This window comes from Streptomyces sp. DSM 120436, from assembly GCF_055778765.1.
Genome location: NZ_JBSKBS010000002.1, coordinates 952147 through 976593 on the forward strand (window position 1 = coordinate 952147; position 24447 = coordinate 976593).

Here is a 24447-nt window from a genome sequence, read left to right on the forward strand (position 1 = left end):
TCACGCCCGGAACACGTGCCGGCGGATCGCCGCGGCGTTGGAGAAGATGCGGATACCGAGGACGACGACCACACCCGTGGAGAGCTGCGCACCCACGCCCAGCTCGTCGCCGAGGAACACGATCAGCGCGGCCACGACGACGTTCGACAGGAACGACACCACGAAGACCTTGTCGTCGAAGATCCCGTCGAGCATGGCCCGCAGGCCGCCGAACACGGCGTCCAGCGCGGCGACGACGGCGATCGGCAAGTAGGGCTCGACGACCGCCGGCACCTCGGGCCGGACCAACAGGCCGGCCACCACTCCCACGATGAGGCCCAGTACGGCGATCACGATGTGTCCTTCTCGGTTATCGGCTGTGCGGTTCGTACGGTCACACTCGTTGCGGCGGGCAGCCGGACGTCGTCCTCCGCGGACAGGGCCGTCCGGATGCCGTAGTTCTCCTGCAGGACGTGCAGGTACAGCCCGTCGGCGCTGTTCTGGAACCGGTCGCCGAGCTCCTCGCCGTCCCCCACCGCGAGCACCGTGTACGGCGGTACCAGCGGCTTGTTGTCGACCAGTATCGCGTCTCCCGCGGCCCGGATCGCCGACAGGGCGGTCAACCGCCGCCCGTTGATGGAGACGGCCTCCGCGCCGGACTCCCAGAGCCCGTTGACCACCCGCTGCAGATCGCGGTCCCGGACCCGCCCGGTGTCGGAGAACCCGGAGGTGGAGCGGGGGTCGCCGTCACCGCCGCCGCCGCTGCCCTCGGCGTCGTTCACCACGAGCCGCACGCCCGGTCCGTGGACGGGCGTGGCGCCCGACAGGATGCCCATGAGCGTCGACCGGTCACCGCCGCTGTCCCTCAGCGCCTCCCGCTGCCGTGCGCTGACCTCCGCGCGCAGCTCGTCGATGCTCTCCTCGAGCCGGTCGGCGGCCGCGGTCTCCTCGTCGATCCGGTCGATCAGCTCCTCGCGCTCCTTGGCGACGACCGGAGCGGCGACGCGGGCCTGGGCCGCGCCGACGGTGACGACGCACGCGGCGAGGACCAGCCCCACGGCCAGACCGAGCTTCGCCCTCAGGGTCTTCGGCATGCCGCCGGTCCCCTCGCTCCGCTTCCGGGCGGCGGCCTCGGCGTAGCCGTCGTCGAGACTGTGGTCCATCACGTTGGTGATCAACGACATGGACGCGTCCGGGCGCGCGGGCCGCGCGGGTGTGCTCCGAACGGGGGGTTGCAGCGGCATGCCGCACATCGTCGCACGCCTCGCCCCGTACTTCCGAACAGACCCGGCGGCGTGCCGGACGGGCCCCTTCCGGGACTCCGGTCCGGCACGCCGCCGGTCACTGCGTCCGCTACGGGACGGTCACCTGCCCGCGCTGTCCACGATCGCCGACCACTCGTCGAGGAGCGCCTGCGCGGAGGCGTCGTCGGGCCCCTCGGCCCACAGGTGGGTGACGGCCTCGGCCGGGTCGGGCAGCACCATGACCCAGCGTCCGTCGGCCTCCACCACGCGCACGCCGTCGGTGGTGTCCACGTAGCGGTCTCCGGCCGCCTCGACGACCCGCCGCATGACGAGGCCCTTGACGGCCCACGGGGTCGCCAGGTCGCGCTTGAGGACGTGCGCCCGCGGGATCCGGGCGTCGATCTGGCTCAGCGTCAGCTGGGTCCGCGCGACCAGCCCGATGAGCCGGACGAACGCCGCGGTGCCGTCGTAGACGCCGCTGAACTCGGGGACGATGAAGCCGCCCTTGCCGTCGCCGCCGAAGATCGTCCCTTCCTCGCGGCCGACACGGGTGAGGTCGTCGGGCGACGTGGTCGTCCACTCCACCTGCGTGCCGTGGTACGCCGCCACCTGCTCGGCGATCCGCGTGGTGGTCACCGGCAGTGCGACGCGGCCGCTGCGCCGCTCGGAGGCGACCAGGTCGAGCATGACGAGCAGCGCCCGGTCGTCCTCGACGATCCGCCCCTTCTCGTCGACCAGCGACAGCCGCTCGCCGACGGGGTCGAACCGCACGCCGAAGGCCGCCCCGGAGGACGCCACGATCTCCCCGAGCCGCACCAGGCCTGCGCGGCGCATGTCGGCCGTCTCGGTGGGCCGGGACTCGTCCAGACCGGGGTTGATGGTCAGCGAGTCGACGCCCAGCTTGCCGAGCAGGCTGGGCAGGACCAGGCCGGCGCTGCCGTTCGACGCGTCGACGACGACCTTCAGCCCGGACTCGGCGATACCGGTGATGTCGACGTTGCGCAGCAGCGACCCGGTGTAGGAGTCGAAGACGCTCGCCGGGAAGTGCAGGTCGCCGATCTCCCCGGGGAAGGCACGCCGGTACTCCTGCCGCGCGAAGACGCGGTCCAGCTTGCGCTGGCTGCCCTGCGACAGGTCGGCGCCCTGCCCGTCGAAGAACATGATGTCGACGGAGTCGGGCACGCCCGGCGTGGTGCGGATCATGATGCCGCCGGCGCTGCCCCGCGCGGTCTGCTGCCGGGCCACGGGCAGGGGCACGTTCTCCAGGTCGCGTACGTCGATGGCGCTGGCCTGGAGCGCGGAGATGACCGCGCGCTTCAGGGCCCGGGCGCCTCGGGAGTGGTCGCGGGCCGTGGTGACGGTCGACCCCTTCTTCAGGGTCGTCGCGTAGGCGCCGGCGAGGCGGACGGCGAGCTCGGGGGTGATCTCGACGTTCAGGATGCCGGAAACGCCACGGGCGCCGAAGAGGTGCGCCTGGCCGCGGGACTCCCAGATCACCGATGTGTTGACGAAGGCGCCGGCCTCGATGGTCTTGAACGGGTAGACCCGCACATTGCCCTGGACGATCGATTCTTCACCGATCAGGCACTCGTCACCGATGACCGCGCCGTCCTCGATCCGCGCGGCGCGCATGATGTCGGTGTTCTTGCCGACGACGCAGCCGCGCAGGTTGCTGTGCGGGCCGACGTACACGTTGTCGTGCACCACGGCCTTGTGCAGGAAGGCGCCGCTCTTGACCACGACGTTGGAGCCCACGACCGTGTGCTCGCGGATCTCCGCGCCGGCCTCGACCTTGGCGTAGTCGCCGATGTAGAGCGGTCCGCGGAGCACGGCGTCGGGATGCACCTCGGCGCCCTCGGCGACCCACACGCCGGGCGAGATCTCGAACCCGTCGAGGTCGACGTCGACCTTGCCCTCGAGGACGTCGGCCTGCGCCTTGACGTAGCTCTCGTGGGTGCCGACGTCCTCCCAGTAGCCCTCGGCGACATAGCCGTAGATGGGCTTGCCTTCCTTCATCAGCTGCGGGAAGACGTCACCGGACCAGTCGACGGGGACGTCGGGCTCGACGTAGTCGAAGACCTCCGGCTCCATGACGTAGATGCCGGTGTTCACCGTGTCGGAGAAGACCTGGCCCCAGGTGGGCTTCTCGAGGAAGCGCTCGACCTTGCCCTCGTCGTCGACGATGGTGATGCCGAATTCCAGTGGGTTGGGCACGCGGGTCAGGCAGACCGTGACCAGGGCGCCCTTTTCCTTGTGAAAATTGATCAGCTCGGTGAGGTCGAAGTCCGTGAGGGCATCGCCGGAGATGACGAGAAAGGCATCGTCCTTCAACGCCTCCTCTGCGTTCTTGACGCTCCCGGCGGTACCGAGTGGCTTCTCCTCATTGGCATACGTGAGCTCCATCCCGAGCTCCTCGCCGTCACCGAAGTAGTTCTTGACGAGTGAGGCAAGGAACTGGACAGTCACAACGGTTTCGTTGAGCCCGTGCCTTTTGAGCAGCCGCAGAACATGCTCCATGATCGGCCGGTTGGCCACCGGCAGGAGCGGCTTGGGCATGCTTGAGGTCATGGGGCGAAGACGGGTGCCTTCGCCCCCGGCCATCACGACGGCCTTCATGTCGGAAGCGTCCTCCTCGAAGAGACGACGGTCTGGCCGACACCCGCCTGGTTTGCCGCACACTTATCCAGCATGGGACATCGCGCGCCACGTTGCGCGTGAAGAAGCGAGTCAATCGGCCATGGTGTCCGCACGGATCAAGCGGCGGACTTGGACCACATACAGCACTCCTGCCCACCAATAGAGGGTTGTACCCCATCCGGCGAACGCCCAGCCGAAAATCGCAGCGAGTGATGAGATCCAGCCACTTCCGTCACTGAGCAGGAGCAGCGGGAAGGCATACATCAGGTTGAAGGTCGCGGCCTTCCCCAGGAAGTTCACCTGCGGCGGCGGATAGCCGTGGCGCCGCAGGACGCCCACCATGACCAGGAGGACCAGCTCCCGGGCCAGCAGCACGACGGTCAGCCAGAGCGGCAGAATCTCCCGCCAGGTGAGTCCGACCAGGGTCGAGAGAATGTAGAGCCGGTCGGCCGCGGGATCGAGCAGCCGGCCGAGGCTGCTGATCTGGTTCCACCGACGGGCGAGCTTGCCGTCCAGGTAGTCGCTGACGCCGCTGAAGGCCAGCACCAGGAGCGCCCAGCCGTCGCTCTTCGGCCCGCCGAACTCCGGCCGCAGAATCAGCCAGAGGAACAGGGGTACGCCGACGAGCCGCGCCATGCTGAGCATGTTCGGGATGGTGAGGACACGGTCCGTCTGGACCCGTGTCTCCTGGACCTCCACCCGGGATCCTCCTGTGGGAAACGTTTCTACGATGCTCCCTGACCCTACCGCAACGCGAAAAAGCTCCGGCTCTCGGGCTGTTCGCCCAAGAGCCGGAGCTGTAAAAGAAGTTCGGCGGCGTCCTACTCTCCCACAGGGTCCCCCCTGCAGTACCATCGGCGCTGTAAGGCTTAGCTTCCGGGTTCGGAATGTAACCGGGCGTTTCCCCTACGCTATGACCACCGAAACACTATGAAACTGACAACCGGCCGCATGCCGTGACCATGGCATGGGGTTGTTCGTGGTTTCAGAACCAACACAGTGGACGCGAGCAACTGAGGACAAGCCCTCGGCCTATTAGTACCGGTCAACTCCACACGTTACCGTGCTTCCATATCCGGCCTATCAACCCAGTCGTCTACTGGGAGCCTTACCCCATCAAGTGGGTGGGAGTCCTCATCTCGAAGCAGGCTTCCCGCTTAGATGCTTTCAGCGGTTATCCCTCCCGAACGTAGCCAACCAGCCATGCCCTTGGCAGAACAACTGGCACACCAGAGGTTCGTCCGTCCCGGTCCTCTCGTACTAGGGACAGCCCTTCTCAAGACTCCTACGCGCACAGCGGATAGGGACCGAACTGTCTCACGACGTTCTAAACCCAGCTCGCGTACCGCTTTAATGGGCGAACAGCCCAACCCTTGGGACCGACTCCAGCCCCAGGATGCGACGAGCCGACATCGAGGTGCCAAACCATCCCGTCGATATGGACTCTTGGGGAAGATCAGCCTGTTATCCCCGGGGTACCTTTTATCCGTTGAGCGACGGCGCTTCCACAAGCCACCGCCGGATCACTAGTCCCGACTTTCGTCCCTGCTCGACCCGTCGGTCTCACAGTCAAGCTCCCTTGTGCACTTACACTCAACACCTGATTGCCAACCAGGCTGAGGGAACCTTTGGGCGCCTCCGTTACCCTTTAGGAGGCAACCGCCCCAGTTAAACTACCCATCAGACACTGTCCCTGATCCGGATCACGGACCCAGGTTAGACATCCAGCACGACCAGACTGGTATTTCAACGACGACTCCACCCGAACTGGCGTCCAGGCTTCACAGTCTCCCAGCTATCCTACACAAGCCGAACCGAACACCAATATCAAACTGTAGTAAAGGTCCCGGGGTCTTTCCGTCCTGCTGCGCGAAACGAGCATCTTTACTCGTAGTGCAATTTCACCGGGCCTATGGTTGAGACAGTCGAGAAGTCGTTACGCCATTCGTGCAGGTCGGAACTTACCCGACAAGGAATTTCGCTACCTTAGGATGGTTATAGTTACCACCGCCGTTTACTGGCGCTTAAGTTCTCAGCTTCGCCCACCCGAAAGTGAGCTAACCGGTCCCCTTAACGTTCCAGCACCGGGCAGGCGTCAGTCCGTATACATCGCCTTACGGCTTCGCACGGACCTGTGTTTTTAGTAAACAGTCGCTTCTCGCTGGTCTCTGCGGCCACCCCCAGCTCAGAGCGTAAAGCCCCTCACCAGGTGTGGCCCCCCTTCTCCCGAAGTTACGGGGGCATTTTGCCGAGTTCCTTAACCATAGTTCACCCGAACGCCTCGGTATTCTCTACCTGACCACCTGAGTCGGTTTAGGGTACGGGCCGCCATGAAACTCGCTAGAGGCTTTTCTCGACAGCATAGGATCATCCACTTCACCACAATCGGCTCGGCATCAGGTCTCAGACTACGTGCCAGGCGGATTTGCCTACCTGACGTCCTACACCCTTACCCCGGGACAACCACCGCCCGGGATGGACTACCTTCCTGCGTCACCCCATCACTCACCTACTACCAGCTCGGGTCACCGGCTCCACCACTCCGACCTCGTCCGAAGACTCAGCCGGCGGCTTCACGGGCTTAGCATCACTGGATTCGATGTTTGACGCTCCACAGCGGGTACCGGAATATCAACCGGTTATCCATCGACTACGCCTGTCGGCCTCGCCTTAGGTCCCGACTTACCCTGGGCAGATCAGCTTGACCCAGGAACCCTTAGTCAATCGGCGCACACGTTTCTCACGTGTGAATCGCTACTCATGCCTGCATTCTCACTCGTCAACCGTCCACAACTCGCTTACGCGGCTGCTTCACCCGGCAGACGACGCTCCCCTACCCATCACGATCCCCGTTGGGGGTACATATCGCAATGACACGACTTCGGCGGTACGCTTGAGCCCCGCTACATTGTCGGCGCGGAATCACTAGACCAGTGAGCTATTACGCACTCTTTCAAGGGTGGCTGCTTCTAAGCCAACCTCCTGGTTGTCTCTGCGACTCCACATCCTTTCCCACTTAGCGTACGCTTAGGGGCCTTAGTCGATGCTCTGGGCTGTTTCCCTCTCGACCATGGAGCTTATCCCCCACAGTCTCACTGCCGCGCTCTCACTTACCGGCATTCGGAGTTTGGCTAAGGTCAGTAACCCGGTAGGGCCCATCGCCTATCCAGTGCTCTACCTCCGGCAAGAAACACACGACGCTGCACCTAAATGCATTTCGGGGAGAACCAGCTATCACGGAGTTTGATTGGCCTTTCACCCCTAACCACAGGTCATCCCCCAGGTTTTCAACCCTGGTGGGTTCGGTCCTCCACGAAGTCTTACCTCCGCTTCAACCTGCCCATGGCTAGATCACTCCGCTTCGGGTCTTGAGCGTGCTACTACAGCGCCCTGTTCGGACTCGCTTTCGCTACGGCTTCCCCACCCGGGTTAACCTCGCAACACACCGCAAACTCGCAGGCTCATTCTTCAAAAGGCACGCAGTCACGAGAGCAAGGCAAGCCTCGCTCCGACGCTCCCACGGCTTGTAGGCACACGGTTTCAGGTACTATTTCACTCCCCTCCCGGGGTACTTTTCACCATTCCCTCACGGTACTATCCGCTATCGGTCACCAGGGAATATTTAGGCTTAGCGGGTGGTCCCGCCAGATTCACACGGGATTTCTCGGGCCCCGTGCTACTTGGGTGTCTCTCAAACGAGCCGCTGACGTTTCGACTACGGGGGTCTTACCCTCTACGCCGGACCTTTCGCATGTCCTTCGCCTACATCAACGGTTTCTGACTCGTCTCATGGCCGGCAGACCATGAAAGAGAGATCCCACAACCCCCACGACGCAACCCCTGCCGGGTCTCACACGTCGTAGGTTTGGCCTCATCCGGTTTCGCTCGCCACTACTCCCGGAATCACGGTTGTTTTCTCTTCCTGCGGGTACTGAGATGTTTCACTTCCCCGCGTTCCCTCCACACTGCCTATGTGTTCAGCAGCGGGTGACAGCCCATGACGACTGCCGGGTTTCCCCATTCGGACACCCCCGGATCAAAGCCTGGTTGACGACTCCCCGGGGCCTATCGTGGCCTCCCACGTCCTTCATCGGTTCCTGGTGCCAAGGCATCCACCGTGCGCCCTTAAAAACTTGGCCACAGATGCTCGCGTCCACTGTGCAGTTCTCAAACAACGACCAACCACCCATCACCCCGAGCATGACACTCGAGTGCACTGGGGCCGGCAACTGAAGGAAACTCATTCCCTCAGACACCCAACAGCGTGCCCGACACCCTCACCCTCTCCTCATTCCGTTCCACGCCGAAGCAGTACTAGGAAGACAAGCAGGCCAAGTGTGCCGAGTAGTCAACGTTCCACCCATGAGCAACCAGTGCGAGACGTTCGCCCGCATGCTGGCCTCTGGACTGCCGAGGCAGCCTAGAAGTGCTCCTTAGAAAGGAGGTGATCCAGCCGCACCTTCCGGTACGGCTACCTTGTTACGACTTCGTCCCAATCGCCAGTCCCACCTTCGACAGCTCCCTCCCCGCAAGGGGGTTGGGCCACCGGCTTCGGGTGTTACCGACTTTCGTGACGTGACGGGCGGTGTGTACAAGGCCCGGGAACGTATTCACCGCAGCAATGCTGATCTGCGATTACTAGCGACTCCGACTTCATGGGGTCGAGTTGCAGACCCCAATCCGAACTGAGACCGGCTTTTTGAGATTCGCTCCACCTCGCGGTATCGCAGCTCATTGTACCGGCCATTGTAGCACGTGTGCAGCCCAAGACATAAGGGGCATGATGACTTGACGTCGTCCCCACCTTCCTCCGAGTTGACCCCGGCGGTCTCCCGTGAGTCCCCAGCACCACAAGGGCCTGCTGGCAACACGGGACAAGGGTTGCGCTCGTTGCGGGACTTAACCCAACATCTCACGACACGAGCTGACGACAGCCATGCACCACCTGTACACCGACCACAAGGGGGGCACCATCTCTGATGCTTTCCGGTGTATGTCAAGCCTTGGTAAGGTTCTTCGCGTTGCGTCGAATTAAGCCACATGCTCCGCCGCTTGTGCGGGCCCCCGTCAATTCCTTTGAGTTTTAGCCTTGCGGCCGTACTCCCCAGGCGGGGCACTTAATGCGTTAGCTGCGGCACGGACGACGTGGAATGTCGCCCACACCTAGTGCCCACCGTTTACGGCGTGGACTACCAGGGTATCTAATCCTGTTCGCTCCCCACGCTTTCGCTCCTCAGCGTCAGTATCGGCCCAGAGATCCGCCTTCGCCACCGGTGTTCCTCCTGATATCTGCGCATTTCACCGCTACACCAGGAATTCCGATCTCCCCTACCGAACTCTAGCCTGCCCGTATCGACTGCAGACCCGGGGTTAAGCCCCGGGCTTTCACAACCGACGTGACAAGCCGCCTACGAGCTCTTTACGCCCAATAATTCCGGACAACGCTCGCGCCCTACGTATTACCGCGGCTGCTGGCACGTAGTTAGCCGGCGCTTCTTCTGCAGGTACCGTCACTTTCGCTTCTTCCCTGCTGAAAGAGGTTTACAACCCGAAGGCCGTCATCCCTCACGCGGCGTCGCTGCATCAGGCTTGCGCCCATTGTGCAATATTCCCCACTGCTGCCTCCCGTAGGAGTCTGGGCCGTGTCTCAGTCCCAGTGTGGCCGGTCGCCCTCTCAGGCCGGCTACCCGTCGTCGCCTTGGTGAGCCATTACCTCACCAACAAGCTGATAGGCCGCGGGCTCATCCTGCACCGCCGGAGCTTTCGATCACCAAGGATGCCCAAGATGATCAGTATCCGGTATTAGACCCCGTTTCCAGGGCTTGTCCCAGAGTGCAGGGCAGATTGCCCACGTGTTACTCACCCGTTCGCCACTAATCCCCTCCCGAAGGAGGTTCATCGTTCGACTTGCATGTGTTAAGCACGCCGCCAGCGTTCGTCCTGAGCCAGGATCAAACTCTCCGTGAATGTTTACCCGTGATCGGGTGCACACATCACGAGAGCGGAACATCGGGAGGAATAGTCCCGACGTTCACAGCGTCCTCGCTGTGTTTTCTTCAAAGGAACCTCGACCATCCGGCAGGACCGGACGGACGGGGTATCAACATATCTGGCGTTGACTTTTGGCACGCTGTTGAGTTCTCAAGGAACGGACGCTTCCTTCGTACTCACCCTCTCGGGCTTTCCTCCGGGCGCTTCCCTTCGATGTTTCCAACTCTACCAGTGTTTTTCCGGCCCTCTGACCACCGCTCCGCAAGCATGCGGAAAGAAACCCAGAGACAGGATCTGACAAGTTGGATTGCTGCCGGGTCCTGGACGCGTGACCGCACCCCTCAACCCCAGGCAGGTTTAAGACTGTACACGGGGTCGCCGACCACGTGCAAATCGATTAGGGTGCATGGTCTAGACCTCTTGTCTGGACCACGGATCTGGACCTGTCCCCCGGAACCGGTACGTCTCATGACATACCCTGCTGAACAGCACGCCGGAGACAGCCAGTGACGGCGCTCGTACAGATCTCCACTTCTTGGGAGGCTTCCCATGACCACCGTGACGTCCCCGCTTGCAGGACGCGCCATCGGACTGGCGTCCGTGCCCGATCCGGTCTTCTCCGGGGCCATGGTCGGCCCGGGCACCGCGATCGACCCCGTGCGGGAGCCTTCCGAGGCCGTCTCCCCCGTCGACGGCGTGATCGTCTCTCTGCACCCGCACGCGTTCGTCGTCGTCGACGAGAGCGGGCACGGCGTGCTCACCCACCTCGGCATCGACACCGTCCAGCTCAACGGCGAGGGCTTCGAGGTGCTCGTCAACAAGGGCGACACCGTGACGCGCGGACAAAGCATCGTGCGCTGGGACCCGGCCGCCGTCGAGGCCTCCGGCAAGTCCCCCGTGTGCCCGGTCGTGGCGCTGGAGGCCACGGCGGACGCCCTCTCCGAGCTCCGCGAAGAGGGCGACGTGAAGGCGGGCGACGCGCTCTTCCTCTGGAAGTGACGTGACGCCGTCCCCGCGACGGCACAGAAACATCGGACGCTGCGGCGCGACCCGCCGCTTTACCGGAGACGGGTGAGATGGAGACAACGCTGCGAGGCGTCGGCGTGAGCCACGGTGTGGCGATCGGCGAGGTTCGGCACATGGGCACGGCGGTGCTGGAGCCGCCGGCCAAGCAGATCCCGGCGGAAGAGGCGGAGCGCGAGCAGCAGCGCGCCCGTCAGGCCGTGGAGGCGGTCGCGGCCGATCTGACCGCGCGCGGGAACCTCGCCGGGGGCGAGGCCCAGGCGGTGCTCGAGGCGCAGGCCCTGATGGCGCAGGACCCGGAGCTGATGGCCGACGTGGAGCGGCGCATCGCCGTGGGCAGCTCGGCCGAGCGCGCGGTCTACGACGCGTTCGCCGCGTACCGCGAGCTGCTGGCCAACGCGGGCGAGTACCTGGCGGGCCGGGTGGCCGACCTGGACGACGTGCGCAACCGCATCGTGGCGCGGCTGCTCGGCGTGCCGATGCCGGGCGTACCGGACAGCGACCAGCCGTACGTGCTGGTGGCGAGGGATCTCGCGCCGGCGGACACGGCGCTGCTGGACCCCACGCTGGTGCTCGGCTTCGTGACCGAGGAGGGCGGGCCCACCAGTCACAGCGCGATCCTGGCGCGTGCGCTGGGTGTGCCGGCGGTCGTGGCGCTGCCGGGGGCCGGTGAGATCGCCGAGGGCACGCTGATAGCGGTCGACGGCAGCTCGGGCGAGGTCTTCGTGGACCCGGCCGAGGAGCGCAGGGCCGCTCTGGAGGCCGCGGCCGCGGAGCGTAAGGCCGCGCTGGCGGCGGCGACCGGGCCGGGTGCGACGGCGGACGGGCACAAGGTGCCGCTGCTGGCGAACATCGGCGGGCCGGCCGATGTGGCCGCGGCGGTCGAGGCGGGCGCCGAGGGCGTCGGTCTGTTCCGGACCGAGTTCCTGTTCCTGGACGACAGCAGGAGCGCTCCGTCCGAGGAGAAGCAGGTCGAGGCGTACCGGCAGGTGCTGGAGGCGTTCCCCGAGGGGCGTGTCGTGGTGCGGGTGCTGGACGCCGGCGCGGACAAGCCGCTGGACTTCCTCACCCCGGGCGACGAGCCGAATCCGGCGCTGGGCGTGCGGGGCCTGCGGACCCTGCTCGACCACCCCGAGGTGCTGCGCACCCAGCTGACGGCGCTGGCCAAGGCCGCGGAGGGGCTGCCCGTGCACCTCGAGGTGATGGCCCCGATGGTGGCGGACCGGACCGACGCGAAGGCCTTCGCGGACGCGTGCCGGGAGGCGGGGCTGCGCGCGAAGTACGGCGCCATGGTCGAGATCCCCTCGGCGGCGCTGCGGGCGCGCTCGGTGCTGCGGGAGGTGGAGTTCCTGTCGCTGGGTACGAACGACCTCGCGCAGTACACGTTCGCCGCGGACCGTCAGGTGGGTGCGGTGTCCCGACTGCAGGACCCCTGGCAGCCGGCGCTGCTCGACCTGGTGGCGCTGTCCGCCGAGGCGGCACGGGCCGAGGGCAAGAGCTGTGGTGTGTGCGGTGAGGCCGCTGCGGATCCGCTGCTGGCGTGTGTGCTGACGGGGCTGGGTGTCACCTCGCTCTCGATGGGTGCGGCGTCGATTCCGTACGTGCGGGCGTCGCTGGCGAAGTTCACGCTGGCGCAGTGCGAGCGGGCAGCCGCTGCCGCTCGGGCCGCGGACAGCGCGGAGGAGGCGCGGAACGCGGCGCAGGCGGTGCTGTCGGGCGAGTAGTCCTCCCTGAACGTGCCTGGGGCGCTCCACTTCGGTGGGGCGCCCCTTGTGCTGTGCGGTCAGTGCTGGTGGTCCGGGCCGGGGTCGGCGTCGGTGAGGTCGGGTGACGCGCAGTAGTCCACGTTGGATTCGGGCGGGATGATCTCGCCCGTCTCGGCGTCGGTGCAGTAGGCGTCGAAGACCTCTCCGGCGGTGAGCGGGACGAGTCCGTGGGAGCGCAGGCGCCAGCCGTGGACGCGGTCGGGTTCGCCCGGGGTGCTGGCGCGCATCACGAGGCCGCCGGGGCTCGCGGTGGCGAGGCCGACGGCCAGGACGGTGGTGAACTCCAGGGCCTCGGTCTCGTCGATGCGTACGCCGTCGTCGGTGTCGTCGGCGTGCAGGACGGCGACGAGCGATTCGGGGGGTCCGAAGACGCTGCAGACGAGGTGGCGGTCGCCCGGTGGGGCGGTGTCGAGGATGCGGGTGACGAGGCGGGAGGCGCGGGCGAAGGCCGCGTGTCCGAGGTCCTCGCCGCAGGAGGCGCAGGGGCCGAGGCGGGCGAGGAGTGCGGTGGCGTATTCCCAAGTGGCGCGGCGGACGGCCTCGTCGACGAGGGTGGTCATGAGGTCGGCCAAGGGGCGGCCGTCGTAGGGGACGGCGGGTCCGGTGGCCGCGCGTTCGGCGGTGAAGCGGGTGCGGCTGACGTGGCTGTCGGGGTCGAGGCCGTGGTGCGCGCAGTACTCGGCGTACTCCTCGGGGTCGAAGAGGGCCACCGTGGTGTGGCTGCCCTGGAGGGCGCGGGTGCGCAGGACCGCTTCCACGTGTTTCAGGTAGGTGGCGTGGTCTTCGAAGGCGAAGCTGTCGTAGCGCCGCATGGCGCGGAAGTCGTGTTCGTCGGTCAGCACGCCGATGGTGCCGGCGATCTCGCGGCGCAGGACGCGTCGCAGGGTCCGGTGGTCGGTGTACGCCATGTCTCCCCCTCTGCACGGTCGATCAATGCTCACTCACCGTAATCGGCGGCACTGACAACGGGCGGAGGAGGAGACGCGGCGTGACCGGTCCGGGGCGGCTCAGGGGCGGGTGCGGGCCAGTTCCTGGTAGGGGGCGAGCAGGTCGAGGTCGTCGATGGAGCCGGGGTTGACGGCCTTCTCCAGCGGGGTGCCCTGGAGGAGGCGCTTGACCGGGACCTCGATGCGCTTGCCGGTGAGGGTGTGCGGGATGCCGGGCACCTCGATGATCTCGTCGGGGACGTGCCGGGGCGAGAGCTGGGTGCGGATGGTCTTCCTGATGCGGTCGGTGAGGTCGTCGTCCAGGGTGGCGCCGGGCGCCAGGTGGACGAAGAGCGGCATCCAGTAGCCGCCGTCGGGCTGTTCGATGCCGACGACGAGGGACTCCTTGATCTCGGGGAGGCGTTCGACGGCCTCGTAGATGTCGGCGGAGCCCATGCGGACGCCCTGGCGGTTGAGGGTGGAGTCGGAGCGGCCGTGGATGACGACGGAGCCGCGCGAGGTGAGGGTGATCCAGTCGCCGTGGCGCCAGACGCCGGGGTAGGTGTCGAAGTAGCTATCGTGGTAGCGGCTGCCGTCGGGGTCGTTCCAGAAGTGGATCGGCATGGACGGCATGGGGGTGGTGACCACGAGTTCGCCGACCTCGTCGGTGAGGGGCTTGCCGCTGGGGTCCCAGGACTGCAGGTCGGTGCCGAGGCAGGGGGCCTGGAGCTCGCCGACGTGGACGGGGAGGGTGGGGACGGCTCCGGCGAAGCAGGAGCAGACGTCGGTGCCGCCGCTGACGGAGGCGATCCACAGGTCGTCCCCGCTCTCGGCGAACTCGTCGTGGAGCCAGCGGAAGCCGTCGGGCGGCAGGGGTGAGCCGGTGGTGGCGACGCACGTCACGGCGGACAGGTCGTGGTCGCGCGCGGGGTGGACGCCGGCCTTGCGGCAGGCCATGACGTATGCGGCGGAGGTGCCGTAGAGGGTGGCTCCGGTGCGTTCGGCGATGCGCCACTGGGCGCCGGTGTCGGGGTGGCCGGGGCTGCCGTCGTAGAGGACGACGGTGGTGCCGGTGAGGAGGCCGGAGACGAGGAAGTTCCACATCATCCAGCCGGTCGAGGTGTACCAGAAGAAGCGGTCCTCGGGGCCGAGGTCGCAGTGCAGGCCGAGCTGCTTGAGGTGTTCGACGAGGATGCCGCCCTGGGACTGCACGATGGCCTTGGGCAGTCCGGTGGTGCCGGAGGAGTAGAGCACCCACAGCGGGTGGTCGAAGGGCACCTGTTCGTAGACCGGTCCGGTGTCGGCGGCGGTGAGGGCGGACCATTCCAGGGCGCCGTCAGGGGCGTCGGTGCCGAGCAGCGGGATGTGCACGACGGCGCGCAGGGTGGGCAGTTCGCGGCGGAGTTCGGCGACGGTGTCGCGGCGGTCGTGTTCCTTGCCGCCGTAGCGGTAGCCGTCGACGGTGAACAGGACGACCGGTTCGACCTGCTGGAAGCGGTCGAGGACGCTGCGGGCGCCGAAGTCAGGGGCGCAGGAGGTCCACACGCCGCCGACGGCCGCGGTGGCGAGGAGGGCGACGACGGCCTGCGGGATGTTCGGCAGGTAGCCGCTGACGCGGTCGCCGGGCCGTACGCCGAGGGCGCGGAGCTCGGCGGCGAGGGAGCCGACCTGGCGGCGCAGTTCGGCCCAGGTGACGGGGCGGGGGTCGTGGGTCTCGTCCACGTGGAGCAGGGCGGGCTCGTCCGCGCGGGAGTCGGCCGCGCGCAGGGCGTGCTCGGCGTAGTTGAGGGTCGCTCCGGGGAACCACTGGGCGCCGGGCATGGAGCGGTCGCCGAGGACGCGCTCGTACGGCGTGGCGAAGCGGACGTCGAACCACTCGGTGACCGCTTTCCAGAAGGTCTCCAGCTCCTCCACGGACCACCGGTGGAGCGCCGCGTAACCGCCGTCGGCGGGGGCGCCGTGGTGCTCGGCGGCCCAGGCCTGGAACCGGGTGATGCGGGCCTCGGCGATACGTTCCGGTGTCGGCTGCCAGAGCGGCTGGGGGTTCACGGTCGACATGGGGCGGCTCCCGGACTGTGCGCGTCGTGTGCGTCCTCCGCGCACGGGCTGGGGTGTGCGCGTGACGCGGCTGACAGGGACGATGCCATGTGATCGACTTCCGCACCAGGGCGCCCCCCGCATAGTCCCTGTCGTGAGGATGTGGTCCGATCACGGGTGAACGGGAGTTGAACGCCACGTCTGCGGGGCGCGGTCGATGGCAGGGTGAGCAACATGAACGGTCGTGGCCTGGTGCGTTCGTGGTGGTCGGTCGGCGGGGCGGGAGCGGCACGGGGACCGCGTGCCGTACGAGCAGCGTGGCGCAGGCGGGGGGCGGACGCCACCGGGCCGGTGCGGGCGCGGGTGCCGGGGACCGTGCGGGAGGTGGAGCCTGGTCCGGGCGGGGGTGTGATCCGGTTCGGCCGCTCGGAGCTGCGGATCCTCGTGGCGGTGAACGGCGCGGTGTTCTGGGGCTGGGACGGGGCGGGCCCGGAGCCGTCGTACGCGCTGGCCGGTGCGTGTCCCGAACCGGACCCGCGGGCCGCGCTGGAGCCGGACACGGACGGCGGCTGGCGGGTGGTGGCCGAGCGGGTGACGGTCGCGGTGTCACGGCACGGCGCGCTGGAGGTGCTCACGCCCGGGGGTGTGATGCTGCGGCGGGATCTGCCGCCGCGGTGGTGGGAGCCGGCGGACGGGGGTCCGGCGTGCTGGATGCAGCGTGCGGAGGTGCCGGCGGACGCCCGTTTCTTCGGTCTGGGTGGCCGGGCTGAGGGGCCGCGGCTGCGGGACGGCACCCACCGGCTGGGGAACGGCGTCGTCGGGCGGGCCGCCGAGGGCGCGGGGGGCCCGGCCCCGGTGTCGATGCCCGTGCAGCTGGTGGTGGCCGACGCGGGCACGCATCTGTTGTTCGTCGACAACCCGTGGGACGGCACGGTGACGCTGCGGGAGGGCGCGGAGGGCGCCGGTTCCGGGCACGACCGGGTGGGCACGAGCGAGCTGCGCGTGGCGGGTGGTCCGGTGCGCGGCTGGGTGGTGGTGGGCACGCCGGCGCGGGTCCTGCTGGCGTGGGCCTCGCTGACCGGGGCGCCGGCGCTGCCGCCCGCGTGGGCCTTCGGCCACCACCATGTGCGGGAGGGCGCCGGCGGGGAGGACGACGTGCGGCGGGTCGTCGCCGGGCACCAGGAGGGCGGGCTGCCGCTGGAGGCGGTGCATCTGGGGGACGGTCACCTGGACGGCCGCCGGGCGTTCACCGTCGACCAGGACCGTTTCCCGAAGCTGCCGGTGCTCGCGGACGAGCTGCGGCGCGAGGGGGTCCGGCTGGTGTCGGTGGTGATCCCGGCCGTGCGGGCCGTGCCGGGCGGCGCGGTGTACGAGGAGGGGACGCGCCGGGACGCCTTCGTGCGGGACGGTTCCGGGGAGGTGGTGCGCGCGGCGGGCCGGCGTGGCGAGGCGGTGTTCCCGGACCTCACCGACGCGCGCGTGCGGACCTGGTGGGGCGGCTGGTACGCGGAGCGGACGGAACAGGGCTTCGCGGGGGTGTGGCACACGCTCGACTCGCCCGCGCCGGTCGGCGGGGAGACGCACAACGTGTACGCGCTGTGCCTGGCCAGGGCGGCGTCCGAAGGGCTGCGGGACGAAGCCGTCGACGGCGGGCGGCCGTTGGTGCTGTCCCGGTCCGGGTGGGCGGGGCTCCAGCGGTACGGCGGGGTGTGGTCCGGCGAGGGGGCCGCGGGGTGGCCCGGACTGCGGGCGTCGCTCGCGCTGGTGCTGGGGCTCGGGCTGTGCGGGGTGCCGTTCTCGGGGCCGGACGTCGTCGTCGGCGGCAAGGACGGTTCGCCTGAACTGTACGCGCGGCGGCTGCAGTTGGGCGCGTACCTGCCGTTGCTGCGTACGGTTGCGGCCACTGCGGCGGGTGACGGGCCGTGGGAGTACGGCGCGGGGGTGCTGGAGCACGCGCGTGCGGCGCTGGGCGAGCGGCGGCGTCTGCTGCCGTACTTCGTGACGCTGGCGCATCTCGCGCGGCGGACCGGGGCGCCCTGTGTGCGGCCGTTGTGGTGGGCGGCGCCGGAGGAGCGGGCGTTGCGGGACTGCGAGGACGCCTTCCTGCTGGGGGACGCGCTGCTCGTGGCGCCGGTGCTGGAGCCGGGCGCGGAGCGGCGGGAGGTGCGGCTGCCGCGCGGACGGTGGTACGACACGGCGACGGAGCGGGTGTACGAGGGGCCGGCGACGGTGCTGGCCGACGCCCCGCTGGAGCGGATACCCGTGTTCGCGCGGGCGGGCGCGGTGGTCCCGGTACGCGGGGAGGACGGGGGGACGGAGCTGGAGGTGTGGGCGCCCGCCCCGGGCCGGAGCGGGGGCGGGCCGGTGGTGCCGGACGGCGGGGACGAGGGGGCGGAGCCGGAGGTCGAGCGGTACTCGGTGACCTGGTCGGGCCCGCGGGTCGTCGTCCGGCGGGAGAGGGAGGGCGGCGCGCGGGAGCCGTCCCGGCCGGTACGCGTCCGCGGGCTCGGCCGGTCCGGAGGCCGGACGTAGCGGTCCGGATCAGAGGTAGCGGCCCTCGAAGAAGGCGCGCACGGCCACGGTGTGCAGGGGGAAGGCGAGTTCCTCGGGGCGGCGCAGCAGGTGCGTGCCCTCGGTCTCGTCGGTGGGCGCGGAGACGGGCAGGTCGTCCGCCGGGCGCTCGGGCAGCAGCCCGAAGAGCAGCAGGTGGCCGTCGGGGGCGCTCATGGCGTCGGCGAGCCGGACGTCGCGGCCGGCCGCGTCGAGGCCGGTCTCCTCCTCGAGTTCGCGGACGACGGCCCGGCGCCAGTCCTCACCGTGGTCGATGTAGCCGCCGGGCAGGACGGTGCCGCCCTTGGCGGGCGGGATCGACCGGGTGACGACGACCAGGGCCGTGCCCTGGGTGTCGTACACGGGCTGGAGGGCCACGGCGACGGGGAGCGGGTTGCGGTAGGCGACGGCGCCGCAGGCGGGGCAGGTGCGCGGCCAGCCGGAGACGCCCTCTCCGTAGGGTGTGCCGCAGGACGAACAGTGGGAGTTCACCGCGGAGTTGGGAACGTGAGTATCGGACACGCGCGGGACTGTATCCGATGGCGGACGGGGCGTCTGAGGGGAGGGCGGTTCAACGGTGGCCGGCGAGGGACCTGCGGGCCACGGGGAAGTCGAAGTAGGTGTCCGGGTAGGTCTCGGGCTTGAAGGTGTAGTGCCACCACTCCTCGGCGAGGTTCACGAAGCCGAGGTCCTCCAGGGTGTTCTTGAGCAGCATCCGGTGGGCCCGCTGCTCGTCCGTGATCCTCGGGTCGAGAGTGTGGCTGAGGGTGTCGAAGCAGTCGTAACCGGTGCCCATGTCGACGGAGTTGTCGGGGAACCGCTCGTCCTTCGGCGCGAAGCAGGGGGTGAGGGGTTCGCCCGGGCGGTAGGGCCGGGTGGGGCGGGCGGGGAGCTCGACGAGGGTGAGGTCGACGGTGGAGCCGCGGCTGTGGCCGGACTTCTCCGCGATGTACCCGTCGGCGAACAGGCGGGTCTTGTCGACGTTCGGGTAGAACTCGGCCTTCATGGTCTGGTCGTCGAGGTCCTCGGCCCAGCGCACGAAGTGGTCCACGGCGCGCTGCGGGCGGTAGCAGTCGTAGACCTTCAGGGAGTAGCCCTGCGGCAGCAGCCGTCGCTGGGCGGTGCGGAGTGCCTCGGCGGCGGGGCGGGTGAGGATGCACAGGGGCTGCCGGTAACCGTCGACGGGCTCGCCGAGGAAGGTGTGCGGGGTGACGTAGCGGATCTCGTGCAGGATCGTCGGGTCGACGCTGTGGAGGGCCACGAAGTCGCGGGGCGCCTTGGGTTCGGGCGTCGCCCGGGCGGGCGCGGCGATGGTGGTCGCGGTGAGCAGGGCGGCGAGGGCGGTGACCAGGGCGCGTACCGCGCGCGGTGAATGTGTCATGTCCTCTGCATCTATCAGACGGGGACGGTCGTACGGAAGCAGGCGCCCCGACCCGTTCCGTCACCGACCTCGACGCTTCCCGGACGCCGGTGAACACTTCCGGTGTCCGTCGGCATCGTCGTGCATCCCGGCGCAATTCGGCGCGCCACGGCCGGCGTCCCACCGGCGCCAGGACTCCCCCACGGGCGGTGCGGCTGCGACGGCACGCTCGTCGCGGATGCCGGGCGGGGCGCGGATCCCCCTGTCTCCGGCAGAAGTCGGCACGGGAAACGCACCCTGCACGTGAGGTCCGGGGCCGGCCGTCCCGGGCCCGGCCCAGGAGCCGCCATGACCAACGGGGACATATGCGTCGGCGAGGTCGTCGGCACCGTCATGCTCCTCCTCTTCGGCGCCGGCGTGGTCGCCGCCGTCGTCCTCGACCACTCGAAGGCGAAGGACGCCGGCTGGGTGGTCATCGCGTTCGGCCGGGGCTTCGGCGTGACGGCCGGCGCGTACACCGCCGCCCCGCTGTCCGGGGGCCGCCTCAACCCCGCGGTCACCCCCGGGGTCGCCGTCCGCACCGGCGGGTGGGACACGGTTCCGGTCTACGGGGCCGGGTGACCGGACCGTCGTACGGCGGCTCGTGCTCCGGCCGGCGGGCGCGCGGGCCGCGTCCGTCCGGCCGTGTCAGGTGGCGACCGCGCGGCGCCGCTCGGCGGCCCGGGTCATGGCGTGCTGGACGACGCCGACCAGGACCTCCTTGACCGACTCGCGGTCCCGCGCGTCGCACAGCACCAGCGGCACCCCGTCGTCGAGGTCGAGGGCCCGCCGTACCGCGTCCTCCGGGTAACGGGCGGCACCCTCGAAGCAGTTGACGCCTACCAGGAACGGTATGGACCGCCGCTCGAAGTAGTCGACGGCGGCGAAGCAGTCCTCGAGGCGCCGGGTGTCGGCGAGGACGACCGCGCCGAGCGCACCCTCGGACAGCTCGTCCCACATGAACCAGAAGCGTTCCTGACCGGGGGTGCCGAAGAGGTACAGCACCAGGTCCTCGCGCAGGGTGATGCGGCCGAAGTCCATGGCCACGGTGGTGGTGCTCTTCGCCTCGACACCGCTGGTGTCGTCGACGGGCCGCCCGGCCTCGGTGAGGAGCTCCTCGGTGCGCAGCGGCCGGATCTCGCTGACCGCGCCGACGAGCGTGGTCTTGCCCACGCCGAATCCGCCGGCCACCAGGATTTTGAGCGTGACGGGCTCGACCGGGGGCCTGCCGCGCTCAGATCGCCCGAGGATCATCGGTTCCTTCTCCTGCTCGACGAGGGTCGGGCGGCGGGCCGTATCCCCCGCCGCCGGGGGTTTCGATGACGAGGACGTCGCCGGGGGCGACGTCCGCCGAGTCGCTGCCGACGAGCGGGGTGACCGTGCCGTCGGCCCGCTCGATCCGGTTGGCGCCCGTCGCGCCGGGGGCCCCGCCGGCCATGCCGTAGGGCGGCACCCGGCGGTGCTGGGACAGCGTGGAGACCGTCATGGGCTCCAGGAAGCGGATGCGGCGGACGGCTCCGTCACCGCCGCGCCACCGTCCGGCGCCGCCGCTGCCCCGGCGCACCGCGAACTCCTCGAGCCGGACCGGCAGCCGCCACTCCAGGATCTCCGGGTCGGTGAGCCGGGAATTGGTCATGTGGGTCTGGACGACGGGGGCTCCGGGGTGGCCGTGGCCGGCGCCGGAGCCGGACGCCACGGTTTCGTAGTACTGGTGGCGGGCGTTGCCGAAGGTGACGTTGTTCATGGTGCCGGATCCCTCGGCCTGGACGCCGAGCGCCGCGTAGAGGGCGCCAGTGACGGCCTGTGAGGTCTCGACGTTGCCCGCGACGACGGCGGCCGGGGGTTCGGGCGCCAGCATGGAGCGGGGCGGGACGACGATGCGCAACGGGCGCAGACAGCCGTCGTTGAGCGGGATGTCGTCGGCGACCAGGGTGCGGAAGACGTACAGGACGGCCGCGTCGACGACGGAGGAGGGTGCGTTGAAGTTGGTGGCGAGCTGGGGGGACGTGCCGGTGAAGTCGACGGTCGCGGAGCGGTCGGCACGGTCCACGCTCACCGTGACGCGCAGGACGGCGCCCGAGTCGGTCTCGTAGGCGTACGCGCCGTCGTCCAGGGCGTCGATGACGCGGCGCACCGCCTCCTCGGCGTTGTCCTGCACGTGCCGCATGTAGGCCTGGACGACGTCGAGGCCGTAGGCGTCGATCATGCGGCCGACCTCTTCGACCCCCTTGTGGTTGGCGGCGATCTGGGCGCGCAGGTCGGCGAGGTTGGTCGCCGGATCGCGGGAGGGGTGGGGCGCCCCGGTGAGCAGGCGGAGGGTCTCCTCCTCGCGGAACCGGCCGTTCTCGGTGAGCAGCCAGTTGTCGAAGAGGACGCCCTCCTCGTCGATGGTGCGGCTGTGCGCGGGCATGGAGCCGGGGGCGATGCCGCCGATCTCGGCGTGGTGGCCGCGGGAGGCGACGTGGAAGAGGACCTCGGGGCCCCGCCGCGTGCCGTTCCCGGGTGCGGAGCCGAAGACGGGGGTGATGACGGTGACGTCGGGCAGGTGGGTGCCGCCGTGGTACGGGTCGTTCACGGCGTAGGTGTCGCCGGGGCGCATGGCGGAGCCGCGCCGCCGGACGACCTCCTTGACGCTGGTGCCCATCGAGCCCAGGTGGACGGGGATGTGCGGGGCGTTGGCCACCAGGTTCCCGTCGGGGTCGAAGAGGGCGCAGGAGAAGTCCAGGCGTTCCTTGATGTTGACGGACTGGGCGGTGGCCTCCAGACGGGCGCCCATCTGTTCGGCGATGGACATGAAGAGGTTGTGGAAGATCTCGAGCATGACCGGGTCGGCCTCCGTGCCGACGCCGGAACTCTCCGTGATCGCGACGCGTTCCATGACCAGATGCCCGTCGTCGGTGGTCGCGGCCCGCCAGCCGTCGTCGACGACGGTGGTGGAGCCGTCCTCGGCGATGATCGCGGGGCCGGTGACGGTCTCGCCGGGAGGGAGGTCCTCGCGGCGGTGGAGGGGCACGTCGCACCAGGCGCCACCGGTGTGGAGGCGGACGGTGACGGGCGCGGCGGGCCGCCCCGACCAGGTGGCCAGGGCGGAGAGATCGGGGGGTTCGGTGGTGCCGGTGGCTTCGACGGAGAGGGCCTCGACGACGATCAGGCGGTCGAGGGTGAAGGAGTAGGTGGCGCGGTGCCGGTCCTCGAAGGCGCGCCGCATGGTGTCGGGCTCGGTGAGCCCGACGGTGAGGGTGGTGTCGGTGCCGTCGTAGCGGAGCTGGGCCCGGCGGGTGACCTCGACGCGTTCCTCGGGGACGTCCTCGGCGAGGAGCTCGGCGCGGGCTGCCGCCTCCAGCTCGTCGGCGGTCCCGTGGACGCCGGGCATGGCGGCGGGCTCCAGCGGGGCCTCGACGGAGCGTTCCCGCATGGCGGTGGTGTCGGCGAGGCCGATGCCGAGCGCGGACAGCACGCCCGCCATGGGCGGCACGAGGACGGTGCGGATGCCGAGGGAGTCGGCGACCATGCAGGCGTGCTGGCCGCCCGCCCCGCCGAAGGCGGTGAGGGCGTACCGGGTGATGTCGTGGCCCTTCTGCACGGAGATCCGCTTGACCGCGGCCGCGACATGGGCGACGGCGATCCGGAGATAGCCCTCGGCGACCTGTTCGGGGGTGCGGTCGTCGCCGGTGCTCTCGTGGATCTCGCGGGCGAGGGCGGTGAAGCGTTCGCGGACCACGTCCGCGTCGAGCGGCCGGTCGCCGCCGGGGCCGAACACGGCCGGGAAGTGGGCCGGCTGGACGCGGCCCAGCATGACGTTGGCGTCGGTGACGGCGAGCGGGCCGCCGCGCCGGTAGCAGGCGGGGCCGGGGTCCGCTCCCGCCGAGTCGGGGCCGACGCGGTAGCGGGAGCCGTCGAAGCGCAGCACCGAGCCGCCGCCCGCGGCGACGGTGTGGATGTCGAGCATCGGCGCGCGCAGCCGGACCCCCGCGATCCGGGTGGTGAAGACGCGCTCGTACTCGCCGGCGAAGTGGGACACGTCGGTGGAGGTGCCGCCCATGTCGAAGCCGATGACCCGGTCGAAGCCGGCGAGCCGCGACATGCGGGCCATGCCCACGATCCCGCCGGCGGGCCCGGACAGGATCGCGTCCTTGCCGCGGAACTGCCGGGCCTCGGTGAGCCCGCCGTTGGACTGCATGAACATCAGCCGTACGCCGTCGAGCGCGTCGGCGACCTGGCGCACATGGCGGCGCAGCACGGGTGAGAGGTACGCGTCGACGACGGCGGTGTCCCCGCGCGGCACCAGCTTCATCAGCGGGCTGACCTCGCTGGACAGCGAGATCTGGGGGAAGCCGATGCGGGCGGCGAGCTCCCCGACGGCCTGTTCGTGGGCGGGATGGCGGTCGCTGTGCAGGCAGACCACGGCGACGGCCCGGATCCCGTCGTCGTACGCCTGCCGCAGCGGACCGGTGAGGGCGTCGAGGTCGGGGGCGCGCAGCACGGTGCCGTCGGCCGCGACGCGTTCGTCCACCTCGACGACCCGCTCGTGGAGCGGTGCCGGCAGGTCGATGCGGCGCGCGAAGATGTGCGGGCGGTTCTGGTAGGCGATGCGCAGGGCGTCGCGGAAGCCGCGGGTGACGACCAGCAGGGTGCGCTCGCCCTTGCGTTCGAGGAGGGCGTTGGTGGCGACGGTGGTCCCCATGCGGACGACGTCGACGGGGTCGCCGGAGCCGTTCAGCAGCGCGCGGACGCCGGCCACCGCCGCGTCGGCGCCGGACGGGCCCGAGCGGCCCGGGTCCGGGGCGTCGGAGAGGACCTTGCGGGTGAGCAGCCGGCCGTCGGGGCGGCGCGCGACGATGTCGGTGAAGGTGCCGCCTCGGTCGACCCAGAACTGCCAGCCTGTCACGCCACTA

The 24447-nt window shown here is 69.2% G+C and carries 13 protein-coding genes, 3 rRNA genes and 1 pseudogene; 4 read left to right on the forward strand and 13 right to left on the reverse strand.

The genetic code is table 11. From position 1 onward, the window contains the following. The 7 genes from ACWH4W_RS26330 to ACWH4W_RS26360 form a co-directional block, all read right to left on the reverse strand. Window positions 1–333 (reverse strand): small basic family protein, encoded by a 333-nt coding sequence (locus tag ACWH4W_RS26330; protein WP_031181996.1) that lies wholly within the window; start codon window positions 331–333, stop codon window positions 1–3. After that, complete coding sequence (locus ACWH4W_RS26335) at window positions 330–1232, reverse strand: DUF881 domain-containing protein (RefSeq protein ID WP_473078333.1); 903 nt, start codon at window positions 1230–1232, stop codon at window positions 330–332. Before ACWH4W_RS26335 ends, ACWH4W_RS26330 begins: the two co-directional genes overlap by 4 nt. A 111-nt stretch (window positions 1233–1343) precedes the next feature. Beyond that, a complete protein-coding gene (locus tag ACWH4W_RS26340; RefSeq protein WP_106415212.1) occupies window positions 1344–3839 on the reverse strand; it encodes a mannose-1-phosphate guanyltransferase in 2496 nt (831 codons plus the stop codon). 111 nt (window positions 3840–3950) lie between these two features. Next, on the reverse strand, window positions 3951–4559 hold the full coding sequence (clsA, locus tag ACWH4W_RS26345; RefSeq protein WP_473078334.1) for a cardiolipin synthase ClsA: 609 nt from the start codon (window positions 4557–4559) through the stop codon (window positions 3951–3953). A 109-nt stretch (window positions 4560–4668) separates the two neighbouring features. Next, window positions 4669–4785: ribosomal RNA gene (gene rrf, locus ACWH4W_RS26350) — 5S ribosomal RNA — on the reverse strand. Between the two features lie 90 nt (window positions 4786–4875). Further along, a 23S ribosomal RNA gene (locus tag ACWH4W_RS26355) occupies window positions 4876–7999 on the reverse strand. A gap of 298 nt (window positions 8000–8297) precedes the next feature. Then, window positions 8298–9827 (reverse strand): 16S ribosomal RNA (locus ACWH4W_RS26360). Together the 16S, 23S and 5S rRNA genes form the textbook arrangement of a ribosomal RNA operon. Window positions 9828–10400: 573 nt before the next feature. Between ACWH4W_RS26360 and ACWH4W_RS26365 the strand changes: the two genes are divergently transcribed. Together ACWH4W_RS26365 and ptsP are read left to right on the forward strand one after the other, a co-directional pair. Next, entirely contained in the window at window positions 10401–10850 is a 450-nt protein-coding gene (locus tag ACWH4W_RS26365; protein WP_473078335.1) for a PTS sugar transporter subunit IIA, read from the forward strand. Between the two features lie 77 nt (window positions 10851–10927). After that, complete coding sequence (ptsP, locus tag ACWH4W_RS26370; RefSeq protein ID WP_473078336.1) at window positions 10928–12598, forward strand: phosphoenolpyruvate--protein phosphotransferase; 1671 nt, start codon at window positions 10928–10930, stop codon at window positions 12596–12598. 59 nt (window positions 12599–12657) lie between these two features. Here the strand turns inward: ptsP and ACWH4W_RS26375 are convergent, their stop codons facing one another. Then, a complete protein-coding gene (locus tag ACWH4W_RS26375; RefSeq protein ID WP_473078337.1) occupies window positions 12658–13548 on the reverse strand; it encodes a hypothetical protein in 891 nt (296 codons plus the stop codon). A gap of 99 nt (window positions 13549–13647) precedes the next feature. Then, a complete protein-coding gene (locus ACWH4W_RS26380; protein ID WP_473078338.1) occupies window positions 13648–15624 on the reverse strand; it encodes an acetoacetate--CoA ligase in 1977 nt (658 codons plus the stop codon). Between the two features lie 213 nt (window positions 15625–15837). Here ACWH4W_RS26380 and ACWH4W_RS26385 point away from each other — a divergent pair, with 213 nt between their 5' ends. After that, window positions 15838–18135 (forward strand): glycoside hydrolase family 31 protein, encoded by a 2298-nt coding sequence (locus ACWH4W_RS26385; RefSeq protein WP_473078339.1) that lies wholly within the window; start codon window positions 15838–15840, stop codon window positions 18133–18135. A 9-nt stretch (window positions 18136–18144) separates the two neighbouring features. Here the strand turns inward: ACWH4W_RS26385 and ACWH4W_RS26390 are convergent, their stop codons facing one another. Both ACWH4W_RS26390 and ACWH4W_RS26395 read right to left on the reverse strand, forming a co-directional pair. Beyond that, window positions 18145–18675, reverse strand: a complete 531-nt coding sequence (locus ACWH4W_RS26390; RefSeq protein WP_473078340.1) for an NUDIX domain-containing protein — start codon at window positions 18673–18675, stop codon at window positions 18145–18147. A 49-nt stretch (window positions 18676–18724) separates the two neighbouring features. Next, a complete protein-coding gene (locus ACWH4W_RS26395) occupies window positions 18725–19534 on the reverse strand; it encodes a M15 family metallopeptidase (RefSeq protein ID WP_473078341.1) in 810 nt (269 codons plus the stop codon). Between the two features lie 327 nt (window positions 19535–19861). Here ACWH4W_RS26395 and ACWH4W_RS26400 point away from each other — a divergent pair. Beyond that, window positions 19862–20131: pseudogene (locus ACWH4W_RS26400) on the forward strand (aquaporin); the annotation flags it as partial. A 69-nt stretch (window positions 20132–20200) separates the two neighbouring features. On the opposite strand, the gene ACWH4W_RS26405 reads toward ACWH4W_RS26400, so the two are convergent. Continuing rightward, the gene (locus tag ACWH4W_RS26405; protein WP_473078342.1) at window positions 20201–20806 is read right to left on the reverse strand and encodes a GTP-binding protein; all 606 of its coding nucleotides are present in this window, start codon (window positions 20804–20806) and stop codon (window positions 20201–20203) included. Continuing rightward, window positions 20787–24440: a hydantoinase B/oxoprolinase family protein gene (locus ACWH4W_RS26410; protein WP_473078343.1), complete on the reverse strand. Its 3654-nt coding sequence runs from the start codon at window positions 24438–24440 to the stop codon at window positions 20787–20789. Before ACWH4W_RS26410 ends, ACWH4W_RS26405 begins: the two co-directional genes overlap by 20 nt. Between the last annotated feature and the right edge of the window lie 7 nt (window positions 24441–24447).

Excerpts from the sequence above, each read along its gene's own strand:
- ACWH4W_RS26385 (WP_473078339.1), top strand. The coding sequence starts at position 15,838 with ATGAACGGTCGTGGCCTGGTGCGTTCGTGGTGGTCGGTCGGCGGGGCG.
- ACWH4W_RS26405 (WP_473078342.1), bottom strand. The coding sequence starts at position 20,806 with ATGATCCTCGGGCGATCTGAGCGCGGCAGGCCCCCGGTCGAGCCCGTC.
- ACWH4W_RS26375 (WP_473078337.1), bottom strand. The coding sequence starts at position 13,548 with ATGGCGTACACCGACCACCGGACCCTGCGACGCGTCCTGCGCCGCGAG.
- ACWH4W_RS26380 (WP_473078338.1), bottom strand. The coding sequence starts at position 15,624 with ATGTCGACCGTGAACCCCCAGCCGCTCTGGCAGCCGACACCGGAACGT.
- ptsP (WP_473078336.1), top strand. The coding sequence starts at position 10,928 with ATGGAGACAACGCTGCGAGGCGTCGGCGTGAGCCACGGTGTGGCGATC.
- ACWH4W_RS26335 (WP_473078333.1), bottom strand. The coding sequence starts at position 1,232 with ATGTGCGGCATGCCGCTGCAACCCCCCGTTCGGAGCACACCCGCGCGG.
- ACWH4W_RS26365 (WP_473078335.1), top strand. The coding sequence starts at position 10,401 with ATGACCACCGTGACGTCCCCGCTTGCAGGACGCGCCATCGGACTGGCG.
- ACWH4W_RS26395 (WP_473078341.1), bottom strand. The coding sequence starts at position 19,534 with ATGACACATTCACCGCGCGCGGTACGCGCCCTGGTCACCGCCCTCGCC.
- ACWH4W_RS26340 (WP_106415212.1), bottom strand. The coding sequence starts at position 3,839 with ATGAAGGCCGTCGTGATGGCCGGGGGCGAAGGCACCCGTCTTCGCCCC.